The sequence below is a fragment of the Flavihumibacter sp. UBA7668 genome, from assembly GCF_002483205.1.
Lineage (GTDB): Bacteria > Bacteroidota > Bacteroidia > Chitinophagales > Chitinophagaceae > Flavihumibacter.
In genome coordinates, this window is record NZ_DLHM01000005.1 from 388306 (window position 1) to 401864 (window position 13559).

A 13559-nucleotide genomic window follows, 5' to 3' on the forward strand; every position below is an offset into this window, starting at 1 on the left:
TTCTGCATTTTATTTTAAGGAACCTGTTGTGACAGCTTTTTCAATTAAATCTAATCTTTCTTTCTTAGGATCCGGACCTCCAACTGCAGCACCATCATTCCGAAATTCAAGTAGGTCATTTTTTTTCGGATCGTGTAGCGGCCAATTGGGCAAACCAGCTTCATTCGGATTTCCAGTTTTAGCAAAATTTGTCCAGTACCTATTCATCAGTTTTGCCATTTTCTGATCTTCGGGTGCAACTGAACTTCCGTTTCTGCTTATCAGATTATCAAATACATAGGGTATTTCTGAAGCGTGAGCAGCGCCGAAACGCATTCTTTGTTGCATGGATGGTGATACATAGGAAAACAGATAAATAAATGCAGGTGCTCCGATGGCGGTAAAAGATGTTGCGGTAAAACGTGCTGGTTCTGCCCATACTTTATCGGTGTTAACCATCGCCAGCATCCAGGGAAATTCCAGACTGTCGTTTCTTCTATAAACCTGTTTTGCTTCTTCTTTAAAGTTACCAAACAGGTTCAACAGTTCCTCTTTTGAACGGGCATTCACAAATCCTGCCGGAACTTCCGCACTATTTGATCCGATAATTATCGGAACCTTGGGTTGCCTGCCTGCATTATAAGTAGTTTGGGCAGTTTCTGTCACTAATTTTCCATCAAGAATCGGACCCGAATAAATTGCCGCACCACCAGGCCCGATACTTTCCAGTCCTGCATCAATAATTTGCGCAACAGTCATCGATCGAAGCCTTGCCAGTGCTGCTGCATCAGTTCCGGTTATTCCATGTTTTCGGGCAAAATTCACCCCAATTGTTTCAGCTGAAACCGGATAATAAGGATCGGAATTTTCCTTGCGTATTGGCCTGCCGGTAAGTACGCCATCACGCCCTCCACCTGATTCAATAATAGCTTTATGAAAGAGTCCTTTAGCGGATGGAATTGTAATCAGGGAGTGCACGGAAACACCACCTGCAGATTCTCCAAAAATGGTGATATTACCAGGGTCTCCGCCGAATGCTGCTATGTTCTTTTGAATCCATTGCAGGGCGGCTATCTGATCCATATAGGCATAACTGCCTTTGGGCTCGTCCTGATATTCTTTGCTAAGGGCTGGAAATGCGAAAAAGCCCAGTCTGCCTAATCGATAATTGATACTCACCAGAATAACGCCATTATCTATAAAAGAAGCACCTGAAAAATCATTCATTGCTCCGCTTCCAAATACAAAAGCGCCACCATGTATCCAGACCATCACTGGCAGTCTGGCATTTTCTTTGGCAATTGCAGGCTTCCAGACATTCAGAAACAGACAATCTTCTGAGGAGGATGGTGAAATTGAATCAGCTCCATTTCTGGGAAATGCCGCCTGCGCGCAATCGGCACAGTATTTATTTGCTTCCCGAATGCCCTTCCATGGTACAGCAGGCTGCGGTGGCCGCCACCGGTATTGGCCTGTTGGTGGTGCAGCATAGGGGATTCCTTTAAAACTGGATACAGTTCCTTCGGTTGTACCACGTACAATACCTGATGCTGTTTTGATTGTTGGTGAGGCAATGGTGGAATTTTGTGCCTGTGTTTCAGCCAGAGTAAAGCAGTTCAATATGAGTGCTGCTGTAATAATGATATCTTTCATGATGATGGTTCCTTTCTTTCATTCATATCTGATCACACAAATTCCAATTTCTAAGATCCACTTTAAAAATTACCTGATAGTTATACAGATTCCTGTTTTACCTACCAATATCGCTGATAGCAGCCCTAGCCTCCCTAAAACTGGTGTAAAACAGTAATTTTAAGTATAAAATGCAGCAGCATGGAAAATATCCGACGTTTTGAGTCCATTAATGATTACAACAGCTTTAACAATAATGAAACACTTCATCCGCTGGTGAGCGTGGTTGATCTTTCCAAAGCGAGTCCAAGGCAGGGCTCACGCATGTATTTTGGTTTTTACACTGTTTTTCTAAAAGACGTAAAATGCGGCGATCTGGTGTACGGGAAGCATAATTATGATTATCAGGAAGGCACCCTGGTATTTCTGGCACCGGGACAGGTAGCTGGAGTCAATAGCAATGGAGAAACCTATCAGCCTAAAGGATATGCATTGATATTTCATCAGGATCTGCTTCCCGGCACTGCTTTGGGCAAGCATATGCAGGAATATAGTTTTTTTAGTTATCAGTCGAATGAGGCACTTCATTTATCAGAACGGGAACGCAAAATTGTGCTGGACTGTTTTTCTAAAATTGAATATGAACTGGAGCGTGCAATCGATAAGCATAGCAAGAAGCTGATAGTATCCAATATTGAACTGTTTTTGAATTATTGTGCACGTTTTTACGAAAGGCAATTTATCACTCGTGAAAATGTTCATAAAGGAATATTGGAAAAATTTGAGGTTTTGTTAAATGAATATTTTAATTCTGATAAACCTGAAACAATCGGATTGCCATCCGTAACCTGGTGTGCCGGCGAATTAAATTTATCTCCGGGTTATTTTGGTGACCTGATCAAAAAAGAAACGGGAACATCTGCGCAGGAATACATCCAATCCAGAATTATTGATGTTGCTAAAGAACTGATTTTTGACAAGAGCAAATCAGTAAGTGAAATAGCCTATGAGCTGGGGTTTAAATACCCGCAGCATTTCAGCCGTTTATTCAAACAAAGAGTTGGTCAGTCTCCACAGGATTATCGAAATCTAAATTGAGCTTTTTCATTTCTGTAATAATGGTATAAGTTCAGGTGATTTGTATACGTAGCCTAATTTTTTTGATGTCAATTTTGTTGAATAAATAAATTGATGTCAAAAAAAGATAATTATATGAAAACAAGAATACTGGGCAGAAGCGGGATTGAAGTTTCTGAATTGGGATTGGGTTGCATGGGGCTAACATTTGGATACGGCCCCCCTGCCAATGAAGCCGATGCAATTGCCCTAATCCAAAAAGCATATGAGCTGGGTATAATTTTTTTCGATTCGGCAGAAGCCTATTCACAAGGTGCAAACGAAGCTGTATTGGAAAAAGCTGTAAAATCATTTAGAGATAAGGTAGTGATTGCTACAAAATTTGGCTTTCAAAATGGAGATGCTTCAAAAGGTGTTGACAGTAGCCCTGCGAGAATCAGGGCTGTTGCTGAAGCTTCTCTGAAACAACTGAATGTGGATGTGATTGATTTGTTTTATCAACATAGGGTCGATCCTTCAATTCCTATGGAAGAGGTGGCTGGTACGGTAGGAGATCTGATAAAGGAAGGGAAAGTCAGGCATTTCGGATTAAGTGAAGCAGGTGTTGAGCGTATACGTCAGGCGCATGCCGTGCAACCGGTGGCAGTCTTACAAAGTGAATATTCATTGTGGTGGCGTGAACCTGAGAAAGAAATCCTACCGCTTATGGAAGAATTAGGAATTGGATTTGTACCATTCAGTCCATTAGGTAAAGGATTTCTTACGGGAACAATTAATGAAGCAACTGAGTTTGATAAAAATGATTTCCGGAATATAGTGCCGCGTTTTTCAGAAAAAAACAGGAAATCCAACCAGGCATTGGTTGATTTGGTTAAGAATATTGCAGTTGAAAAAAATGCCACCCCTGCTCAAATATCTCTGGCCTGGTTATTAGCACAAAAACCCTGGATTGTACCAATACCCGGCACTACTAAAATGCATCGTTTGCAGGAAAACGCAGGCGCTGTTGCAGTTGAGTTGAGTAAAGAAGATCTTTCAAAAATTGAAACTGCTGCTGCGATTATTGAAATTCATGGAGCCAGGTATCCGCAACATTTGCAGGAGAGAGTAGGAAAATAATTTAATTAATTAGTGGTTATGATAAATTTTACCGGAATACTGATGGTAACAATAAGCTTATTTATGTTTCCTTTTTCTTCTGTAACAGCTCAGCTTAAAAAAGATTCCAAAAATATCCTTATTGTTTATTTATCACGAACAAAAAATACTCAAGCTGTAGCGCAACTTATTCATCAGGAAACCGGTGGAAAATTGGTGGAGTTAGAGTTGGTTACTCCTTATCCGGAAAATTATCAGCAAATAGTAGCGCAGGTGAGTAAAGAAAATGAAACAGGTTATTTGCCGGTACTTAAAACTAAAATTGACAGCATTGATAAATACAATATTGTATTTATTGGTTTTCCTACCTGGGGAATGCAATTACCACCGCCTATTAAAAGTTTTCTGAACCAGAATAGCTTTGCGGGTAAAACAATTGTACCCTTTAATACGCATGCTGTTTATGGAATGGGGAACAGTATAGAAACCATTAATAAATATTGTCCGGATAGTCGAATTCTAAAACCGATCTCATTTGAGGGCGGAAAAGAAAAAGAAGGTAGGTTTTTTGTAATGCGAGGGAAAAAGAAAGAGGATGTTGCTTCTGTCATCAGGAGTTGGTTATTGAGCTTAGGCATATATAACTAATATATCAGCTTCCAATGCTCACTTATTTCCTTGGTAATTAGTTTATTAGCAAAATATACTGGTCTAATTTGTTTTTTACAGAATCATTATTATATTTGAATTCTTTCCAAGCCGCCTCCGGCAAATTTTTTTAGCCTCGTTTTTGTTAATTCATCAGCCTCTTTAGTTCATTGATTATTGTTCGCTGGTGGCATTCTGATAAGCCAGTCACCGGTAAGTTTTAGTAATTGCGCATTTATAATTTAAAAAATTCAGCATTTATGAAACTATCAGAATTTATCGCATTGAATGAAGATCAGAAAAGATCAACCGTTTTGAAGAAAGGAGTAGTACTTGCAAAACGGATTATTGAAGATCAGGTGGTTTTTCTTTTTCAGTTACAGGAGTATTATGTTGAAATCTACTGCTGCAACAAAAGTAAGGATGTTATGCAGTACATCGCTTTTCAAAATACCCGACAATTGGTGCCCTATCTGGATGAAATTCCAATCAGTCACTTGATTAAAACTGATAAATAAAGGCATTGATATTCATGCCAGCGCCAACCGATGCAAAGACCACTTTGTCGCCTGGTAATACTTGCTGATTTTCTACCTTGTTTTTCAAAATCAGGTCCAATAAGGTAGGAATCGTTGCAACTGAACTGTTGCCCAGGTAGGCTATTGTCATGGGCATAATGGAGTAGTCTTCCAGGTCGATATCGTAGAGCTTATAAAGCCGTTTAAGTATGGCTATATCCATCTTTTCATTTGCCTGATGGATCAATATTTTTTTTATTTCGGTGATTGGCACACCGGCTTTATCAATGGTTTCTTTAATAACTACCGGAACATAACTCAGGGCAAACTCATACAATGCCCTTCCGTTCATTTTGAGATAGGCATTATTGGTGGTGCAGTCGGCATTATAGGAAGCTGCCATTGTTAGTAGGAGCGCATGCTCGCTGGCAAAAGTTTGGGCGCCATGCGCAATGATACCTTGCTCTGAATGGGGGGCTGCATCCATTATAACAGCGCCGGCACCATCTGCATAAATCATGGAGTCCCGGTCATTCTGATCTATTACTCTTGATAAAGTTTCTGTGCCAATAATCAGGCACCTTTTTGCATCACCGGATCGGATAAAATAATCGGCCTGGATAACCCCCTGAATCCAACCGGGACATCCAAATACAAGATCGTAGGCAATACAATGCGGATTGTTGATCTGAAGTTTGTATTTAACCATGGAGGCTAAAGAGGGTACAATATTGACCCGGTTCGAGTCAAAGGTGACATCCCCAAAATTGTGCGCAACTATTATATAGTCGATACTTTCTTTGTCAATTTTACCTGTTTCCAATGCGTCTATGGCAGCCAGATAGGCAAGATCAGAGGCTGTTTGGTCATTCCTGGCATAACGGCGTTCTTCAATGCCGGTTATTTCCCTGAATTTTTCAATATTTCGTTGAATGGTGCCCGGTACAACCGAACCGTCTTTTTGTAAAAATTGATGGTTTATAAAGTCGCTGTTCCTTACTCTAATTTCAGGCAAACAACTTCCAGTAGCAGCAATAACAGATCTGATTCCAGTCATATAGGTTCGAATTCACTTTTTAACTTCCACTTCCAACTTCCAACTTCTCACTTCCCATTTCCCACTTCCAAAGGTAGTTTATAGATCCGTTTTCCCGTTGCTTTATAAATCGCATTGCAAAGGGCCGGTGTAAAAGGAGGAACCGGCGGTTCCCCAACACCCGTAGGTTTAGCATCACTTTGCATTATATGTACATGGATTTCCTTCGGCGATTCAGACATCCGGATGATTTTGTATCCATCAAAATTGGATTGTTCCACCTGGCCGTTTTTTACCGTTATTTCACTTTTTAAAGCCAGGCTGGCAGAAAATTGTGCACCGCCCTCAAACTGTGATTTTATACGGTCAATATTCACCGCCGTTCCGCAATCCACCGCATAATGTACACTGGGAATCGATAGCTTGTTATCGGCATCTACTGTTACCTCCACAATGCAGGCAACATAGGTTAGAAAGGATTTATGCGCTGCAAACCCCAATGCACTGCCTTTGGGAAGGTCTTTACCCCAGCCGGCCTCTTTGGCTACCCGTTGTATTACGGCCTTCATACGACTGGTTTCCCAGGGATAGTTGGCAATATCTTCTCCATAATTGGGGTAGGTGGTATTAACCAGCTCTTCTGCGAAACTGATATTTCTATCTTCTCCCAAAAGGGCTAAAGATTGTTCAATCGGATCAATTCCCCTGGCTTCTGCAATTTCATCCAGCATCGTGGATATGGCAAATGCCTGCGGAATATTGCGTACCGACCGCAGCCAGCCAATCCGAAGATGTGCTGTGGCATCATGTGTTTCAAGTTTGATGGCCGGAACATTGTAAGGAAAATCAGAGGCCCCCAGCATTAATTCACCATCACTGGGTTGAACTACCTTATTGTCATCCGTTGCAGAAATAGATGGATTGGCAATATGATGATTCCATCCGCTTAAGTTATTTTGCTTATCAATTGTAGCCACTATTCTTTGCACACTCAATGCATGGTAATAATCGTGCTGGATATCATCTTCCCGGGTCCAGATAACTTTCACCGGATGACCTGCTTCCTTTGCCAGCAGCGCCGCTTCCACAATGAAATCGGGTTTTGATTTTCGTCCAAATCCACCGCCGAGTAAGGTTACATTAACTTTTATATTATCCGCTGAAATTCCCAATGCATCTGCCAGTACATTTCGGGCACCCTGCGGATTTTGTGTGCAGGCCCACACCTCGCATTTGCCGTCTTTGACAATTGCCAATGCAGTAGGGGCTTCCAGTGTAGCATGTGCCAGATAGGGGGCGATATAGGTATGTTCGATTATTTTTTTCGCACCTGCCCTGGCGGAATCAAAATCGCCTCTGTTTCTTCTTGTGGTTCCTTTGCCTTTAATGGTTTCAGTTAATTCAGCAATTTGTTTGGCTGAATCATAACTGGCATTCGGTCCCAGGTCCCATTCCACTTCCAGTGCTTCCCGCCCTTTTATGGCTGCCCAGGTATTGTCAGCTATAACTGCCACACCATTTTGAGGCGTTTTCAACGTTGCTGGAAGTGTGGCGCCTTTTATGGCGATTACATTTACAACACCCGGAACTGCACGCGATTTTTGATCATTAAAGGATTTGATGGAGCCGCCCACAACCGGACTTCTTTTTATAACGGCAATTTTCATTCCTTCGATTTTTGCATCGATTCCAAATACCGCAGTGCCGGTTACGATTTCATGCAGGTCAACGATGGGAGTGGCTTTCCCAATCATAGTAAACTGACTGCTTTCTTTTAGTTTGAGTTTATCCGCACCTGGAACCGGAAGTTTGCTGGCAGCATCGGCAAGCTCGCCAAATCCGATTTTTTTGCCAGAGCTTTTATGAACAACCTGGCCATTTTCCGTATCACATTCTTCGATTGGAAGTTTCCATTCAGCTGCGGCAGCCTGCATCAGTAGCAGTTTTGCAGTGGCACCGGCTTCCCGCATGGGTTTATAAAACATCCGAACAGAATAAGAGCCGTCTGTATTCTGATCGCCGTATTTCTTTTCATCTCCTTCCGCCTGTTCAATTTTTACCTTGGTCCAGTCGGCACCCAATTCATCTGCAATAATAAGCGGAAGGGAAGTTCTGATTCCCTGTCCCATTTCAGAGCGATGGGCGATGATGGTGATTTCTCCGGTTGATGAAATACGCAGATAAACATTGGGCGCAAAACTGGTTGTTTTATTCCCTTTATCATCGCAGCTGAAAAAACTTACGCCCAATAACAATCCTCCCGAAAGAATGCTGCCGAGCTTTAAAAAATCTCTGCGGGAAGCGTTGAATATTTCTGATTTTACTTCGGTTTCCTGTTGCTGAATTGGGTTGGAGTTCCGCATGGTAATGGCTTTAGTTGATGACCAGATTATTTGGATGCAACTTCAAGGATGGCAGCCCTGATTCTGTTATAGGTGCCACAGCGACAAAGATTTCCTTCCATGGCCTGTTCTATTTCGGCCTCTGTAGGAGTGGGATTTCTGTTCAATAAGGAAGCGGCATTCATAATCTGACCGGTTTGACAATAACCACACTGCGGAACGATATGTTTTTCCCAGGCTTTCTGGAGGGGATGATCACCCTTTTCACTGAGGCCCTCAATGGTGGTTATTTTGCCGTCTTTTACCGCTGAAACCGGGTAGCTGCAGGATCGGATGGCATTGCCGTTCAGGTGCACGGTACAGGCGCCACAGAGAGCTTTCCCACAACCAAATTTGGTGCCTGTTAAACCGATAAGGTCTCTTAAGACCCATAATAATGGCATATCGTCCATGACATCCACTTCATGCGTTTTACCATTAACCTGAATGGAATAGTTGGCCATAAAAAGAGTTTTCTAAATGTATTTAAAATACAGGAATCTGTCTATTTTTTTATGGAAGCCATATCAATAACAAAACGATACTTCACATCGCCTTTTAATAATCGATCATAGGCTTCATTGATTTGCCCTATATTGATCAGTTCGATATCTGAAACAATGTTGTGCCGGCCACAGAAGTCCAGCATTTCCTGGGTTTCGGCAATACCTCCAATCATTGATCCGGCAAAACTTCTTCTTTTGGGAATCAGGCTGAAAGCTGCAACAGGGAGTGGTAGTTCAGGTGCACCAACTAAGGCCAGCGAGCCATCCACCCGCAACAGGTTTAGATACGCATTTATATCATGCTGCGCAGATACGGCATCCAGCACAAAATGGAGTTTTCGGGCATAACGGCGCATTTGTTTTTCATCTTTTGATAATACCACATCATCTGCTCCGAGCCGCCTGGCATCTTCAAATTTGGAAGGAGAAGTGGTGAATACAATAACTTCTGCACCCATTGCTTTGGCCAGCTTTACGGCCATATGACCGAGTCCGCCGATACCCACGATGCCAACTTTTTTACCCTTGCCAACATTCCAGTGCTTCAATGGTGAATAGGTGGTAATGCCGGCACAGAGCAGGGGTGCAGTAGCTGCCGGATCGAGATTTTCCGGTACTCGCAACACAAAGGATTCGTCTACCACAATGCTTTCGGAATAACCTCCAAAAGTGTGTGTGTTCAGGTGTTTGTCCGGTGCATTATAGGTGCCGGTCATGCCTGGTTCACAATATTGCTCCAATCCCTCTTTGCAATAATCGCATTCCCGGCAACTGTCCACCATACATCCTACTGCAGCCAGGTCTCCAACCCTGAATTTTTTTACGTGATTTCCCACAGTTACAATGCGGCCAACAATTTCATGTCCGGGTACACAGGGATAAACCGTATTATGCCATTCATTTTTTGCTGTATGAAGATCCGAGTGACATACTCCGCAAAACAGGATTTCAATTTCCACATCATGTGGAGTGGGATTTCTCCGATTGATGTTTAGTTGTTGGAGTGGTTGCGTGGCTGCAGTATTTCCAAATGCATGCACCTGTTTGGCAATGGAACTTGATGAGGTACTCATGTGTATTGTTTAAATATTTTTTATGTGTTTTGCCGGGATGCCTGCCACAACGGTATTGTCTGGTACGTCTTTTGAAACTACCGCACCGGCTGCTACAACAGCGTTTTTGCCGATGGTTACACCGGGTAATATAGTTGCACCTGCGCCAATCCAGGCATTTTGTTTAATCAGAATCGGTTTGCAGACCAACGCTCTTCTGTTAGCAGGATCCAGTGGATGGTTTTCAGTAATCAGGCTCACTTTCGGTCCGATCAGTACCGAATCTTCAAGGGTGATTCCGCCCATATCAAGAAAAGAACAGGCATGATTGATAAATACATTTTTACCGATTTCGATAAAGCGGCCAAAATTGGTATAGAATGGAACAAATACAGTTGTGCTATCATCCAGCTGAATGGTCCGGTTAATCAAGGCCTGCACTTTATCATATTGCGGATCAGTAAGATGAATTGATTCACCTGCTTTCATTCGATCAAATATATCTGGTCGGTATTTTTTCTGCTGATCAGCATGTTGCATTGCTTTTTGGTTTGATGGCTGTACAAAGGTATTGGGAGATGTTCTGTCCAGGCTAACGAATATCAAACCAATTCTTAAGAATATCAAACTTCCTGAGTTCGCAGGGACCGGGGGTTTGTTCCGGTAAGTTTTTTGAAAAAATTATTAAAGTAAGTGGGGTAATCAAATCCCAATGCATAGGCGATATCGGTAATATTCCAATTGGTATGTAGTAAGAGGGCCTTTGCCTCGCTGATAATACGTTCAGTTATATGAGTGGTGGTTGATTTGCCAGTTACCTCTTTTATAGCTCTGTTTAGGTAGTTTACGTGTACATTCAGGTTAATGGCATAATCCTGTGCAGTTTTTAACTGAAGTGGCCTGTCTGTGCTTTCGATGGGAAATTGTCGTTCCAATAACTCAAGGAATACGGCGGTGAGTCGTGCAGCTGCATTGTTATGCTGTATAAAATGCTCAGCGGGTTGCATTTTTAGTGCTTCGTGTAGCACAAGTTGTACATAATTTCTTATCAGGTCATCTTTATAGGCGTATTCGGAATTTTGTTCCTCAATCATCTTTTGGAAAATCGAGTTCAGGTAGATTCTTTGTTCTTCGCTGATGATCAGGATAGGTGTGCCGCCAATTTTGAACAGGGAAGAATGGTGCAGGCTTTCTGTACGGTTAACGGAGTTAAAAAAATCCTCAGAAAACAGACAGGTATAGCCGATGTAACTGGTGGAAATGGTTTCCCAGGAATAGGGAATATGCGGGTTGCCGAAAAACAAAATGGTGCCTTCGGCTTCAAAACTTCGGTCGGCGTAATGAATGGTACTTTTGCCGGTTGTGAGACATATTTTGTAAAAATCTTTTCTGCTGTAAATGCGGGTGGCTGCCCCATCGCTTTCTATCTGGAACGCATTGAAGCCCTTTAGGCGAAGTTCGTTGTTGTAAGCGGATACCTGTCGTGCCGCCTTGTTTAGCATTTGGTAAAGTTAAGAAATTCAAATAAAACCCCTTGCATGATTTCCATGCAAGGGGTTTATTTGTAAGTGCCCGCTTAGGCATCCGGAATAGTGGGCTCCACCAGTCTTTTTAATTTATCCAGCGATTCCTGCCAACCCAGGTAACACATTTCTACAGGAATAGCATTGGGGATTCCTGCCTGTACAATGGTGAGTTCAGTTCCGCAGATAACCGATCTGAATTGAATGGTAACGATCATTTCCCCGGGGAGATTGGGATCATCGAAGCGGTCTGAATGTTTTATGAATTCATTCGTTCTGATCTCGAGATATTCGCCGCCAAATGAATGCCCATTTCCGGTGCTGAAATTGATAAAGGACATTTTATATGTGCCGCCTGTTTTAAAATCCATATGATGAATTTTTGCCAGAAAGCCATAAGGAGGCAGCCAGGCCGAGTATGCTTCCGGACTTGTAAATGCTTTGAATACTTTTTCTGCAGGAGCTGCAAATACCCTGTGTAATTGAACCTGATTAGTAGACATGGTGAATGATTTGATAGATAATTAGAAGTAATTGACCAATCAAAGATGAGCAGGAATTATTTTCTGGATGGGGGGTGGATCTGACAGCTTACCGGGCTAATTCTGCCATAAAAATGTAAAAGCTGTATTTAAATTATATATCTTAGCAGGTAAGATAAATACATGCTAAGGTAAATATGGAAACTGACAAAGTTCTTCACCTGAGAAAACTCAGCCAGCAATATGCTTTTTCGGCATTGCAGATGCATGAAGCTATTGCCAGAAATGCCGGATTTTCAAGTACGGATCACAAATACCTGGGATTTTTTATAAAACATGGTTCCATGACAGCCGGTGAGTTGGCGGCTTTAACTGGTCTTACAACAGGTGCAATAACCGGACTTATAGACCGTTTTGAGGCATTAAAGCTGGTTAAGAGAACCTATGATCCCAGGGATCGAAGAAAAGTTATAATCCTTCCAAATTCGAAGCGTATTCAGTCATTATTGGAACCTTTTTACAGGAAGTTTCAGGAAGAGACAGAAAAATTACTGAAAGAGTTTTCTGAAAATGAATGTATCGTTCTTGAAAAGTTTTTCGAAAAATCAATTGCCCTCATGACTAAAACTTTTACTACAGTAAACCAGTAATCTATGAATACTAAAAAATTTATTGATTGGGATAATGGTAATCCTGAATTGGAGGACAATCAGTTTCTGCACGGTACTAAGGCAGCTTTTAAACCGGGTGATTTTATTGGCAATGGCTATCCATCTAATTATAAAGATGGACATATTGCCAACCATGTTTACTTTTCCAAAACCCTGGAGTCAGCCAAATGGGGCGCAGAGCTTGCAGTGGGAAACGGTAAAGGACGTATTTATATAGTTGCGCCAACAGGGACTTATGAAGATGATCCGAATCTCACCAATAAACGCTTTCCGGGTAATCCTTCAAAATCCTACCGTTCAAAATTTCCTGTAGAGGTAGTCGGAGAACTTAAAGAATGGCAGGGGCATACGGCTGAGCAGCTGCAACAAATGAAAGAAGGTTTGGCGAAACTGAAAGAAGCCGGAAAAGATGTATTGGAGGATTAATTCTCATAAATGGAGTTGACTAGTTTTGTTTAAATATTAGTAAAACACCGGAATCTTTAATTATACGACCGTTTGGTCATATATCTCTTTGCGTTAGAATTAGCAAACTGGGTATGACCAAAGGTGATAAAACAAAGCAATTTATAATTGAGCAATCAGCGCCCATCTTTAATACAAAGAGAATTGCTGCTACTTCCATGCTGGATAATATGGAAGCAACCCAATTGTCTAAAGGAAGTTTATAGGAGAATTTCGAAAGTAAGGAGGAACTGGTTGTTTCTTTTGCTTTAATTGAAGGTGGGATTATGATTTGTCGCATAGCCGGAAACCCTTCAAAAATGAAAATTATTCTGAGGTTTATAGGAAAAATTATTTCGGAAAATACGAGTTGATTTTTTTTGCTTTAGAATGACCGAATGGTCATAATTATAACCGTATAAAATTTATAAAAATGTCAAAAGTAGTAGTAATTACAGGGGCTTCGAAGGGGTTTTGAAAGATCTGGGCAGACGCCTTTTTGCAAAAAGGTT

15 protein-coding genes are annotated in these 13559 nt (G+C 41.7%); 7 read left to right on the forward strand and 8 right to left on the reverse strand.

The window, feature by feature from the left end; genetic code table 11:
- Window positions 1–9: 9 nt before the first annotated feature.
- Complete coding sequence (locus B2746_RS13740; RefSeq protein WP_290794997.1) at window positions 10–1632, reverse strand: carboxylesterase/lipase family protein; 1623 nt, start codon at window positions 1630–1632, stop codon at window positions 10–12.
- A gap of 180 nt (window positions 1633–1812) precedes the next feature.
- Between B2746_RS13740 and B2746_RS13745 the strand changes: the two genes are divergently transcribed.
- The 4 genes from B2746_RS13745 to B2746_RS13760 all read left to right on the forward strand — a co-directional run bounded on the left by B2746_RS13745 (window position 1813) and on the right by B2746_RS13760 (window position 4952).
- Window positions 1813–2709, forward strand: a complete 897-nt coding sequence (locus tag B2746_RS13745) for a helix-turn-helix domain-containing protein (RefSeq protein WP_290794999.1) — start codon at window positions 1813–1815, stop codon at window positions 2707–2709.
- Between the two features lie 114 nt (window positions 2710–2823).
- A complete protein-coding gene (locus tag B2746_RS13750; RefSeq protein WP_290795001.1) occupies window positions 2824–3807 on the forward strand; it encodes an aldo/keto reductase in 984 nt (327 codons plus the stop codon).
- Window positions 3808–3825: 18 nt separating this feature from the next.
- Window positions 3826–4434: a flavodoxin gene (locus B2746_RS13755; protein WP_290795002.1), complete on the forward strand. Its 609-nt coding sequence runs from the start codon at window positions 3826–3828 to the stop codon at window positions 4432–4434.
- 260 nt (window positions 4435–4694) lie between these two features.
- Window positions 4695–4952 carry a hypothetical protein gene (locus B2746_RS13760; RefSeq protein WP_290795005.1) on the forward strand — a complete coding sequence of 86 codons (258 nt, stop codon included), beginning with the start codon at window positions 4695–4697 and terminating at the stop codon, window positions 4950–4952.
- Here the strand turns inward: B2746_RS13760 and B2746_RS13765 are convergent.
- The 7 genes from B2746_RS13765 to B2746_RS13795 all read right to left on the reverse strand — a co-directional run bounded on the left by B2746_RS13765 (window position 4936) and on the right by B2746_RS13795 (window position 11953).
- Entirely contained in the window at window positions 4936–6009 is a 1074-nt protein-coding gene (locus B2746_RS13765; protein WP_290795007.1) for a 3-oxoacyl-ACP synthase III family protein, read from the reverse strand. The genes B2746_RS13760 and B2746_RS13765 overlap by 17 nt on opposite strands.
- 47 nt (window positions 6010–6056) lie before the next feature.
- Window positions 6057–8351, reverse strand: coding sequence for a xanthine dehydrogenase family protein molybdopterin-binding subunit (locus B2746_RS13770; RefSeq protein WP_290795009.1), 2295 nt, complete (start codon window positions 8349–8351; stop codon window positions 6057–6059).
- A 26-nt stretch (window positions 8352–8377) separates the two neighbouring features.
- On the reverse strand, window positions 8378–8833 hold the full coding sequence (locus B2746_RS13775; protein WP_290795011.1) for a (2Fe-2S)-binding protein: 456 nt from the start codon (window positions 8831–8833) through the stop codon (window positions 8378–8380).
- 41 nt (window positions 8834–8874) lie between these two features.
- Window positions 8875–9948, reverse strand: coding sequence for an NAD(P)-dependent alcohol dehydrogenase (locus B2746_RS13780; RefSeq protein ID WP_290795014.1), 1074 nt, complete (start codon window positions 9946–9948; stop codon window positions 8875–8877).
- A gap of 9 nt (window positions 9949–9957) precedes the next feature.
- Window positions 9958–10467: a DapH/DapD/GlmU-related protein gene (locus B2746_RS13785; RefSeq protein WP_290795017.1), complete on the reverse strand. Its 510-nt coding sequence runs from the start codon at window positions 10465–10467 to the stop codon at window positions 9958–9960.
- An 83-nt stretch (window positions 10468–10550) separates the two neighbouring features.
- Complete coding sequence (locus B2746_RS13790) at window positions 10551–11429, reverse strand: helix-turn-helix domain-containing protein (protein WP_290795020.1); 879 nt, start codon at window positions 11427–11429, stop codon at window positions 10551–10553.
- A gap of 74 nt (window positions 11430–11503) precedes the next feature.
- Window positions 11504–11953: an SRPBCC family protein gene (locus B2746_RS13795; RefSeq protein ID WP_290795023.1), complete on the reverse strand. Its 450-nt coding sequence runs from the start codon at window positions 11951–11953 to the stop codon at window positions 11504–11506.
- Window positions 11954–12129: 176 nt separating this feature from the next.
- Between B2746_RS13795 and B2746_RS13800 the strand changes: the two genes are divergently transcribed.
- From B2746_RS13800 to B2746_RS13810, 3 genes are all read left to right on the forward strand, one after another.
- A complete protein-coding gene (locus B2746_RS13800) occupies window positions 12130–12582 on the forward strand; it encodes a MarR family winged helix-turn-helix transcriptional regulator (RefSeq protein WP_290795024.1) in 453 nt (150 codons plus the stop codon).
- A gap of 3 nt (window positions 12583–12585) precedes the next feature.
- A complete protein-coding gene (gene arr, locus B2746_RS13805) occupies window positions 12586–13029 on the forward strand; it encodes an NAD(+)--rifampin ADP-ribosyltransferase (protein ID WP_290795026.1) in 444 nt (147 codons plus the stop codon).
- Between the two features lie 113 nt (window positions 13030–13142).
- Complete coding sequence (locus tag B2746_RS13810; protein ID WP_290795028.1) at window positions 13143–13274, forward strand: hypothetical protein; 132 nt, start codon at window positions 13143–13145, stop codon at window positions 13272–13274.
- Window positions 13275–13559 lie beyond the last annotated feature (285 nt).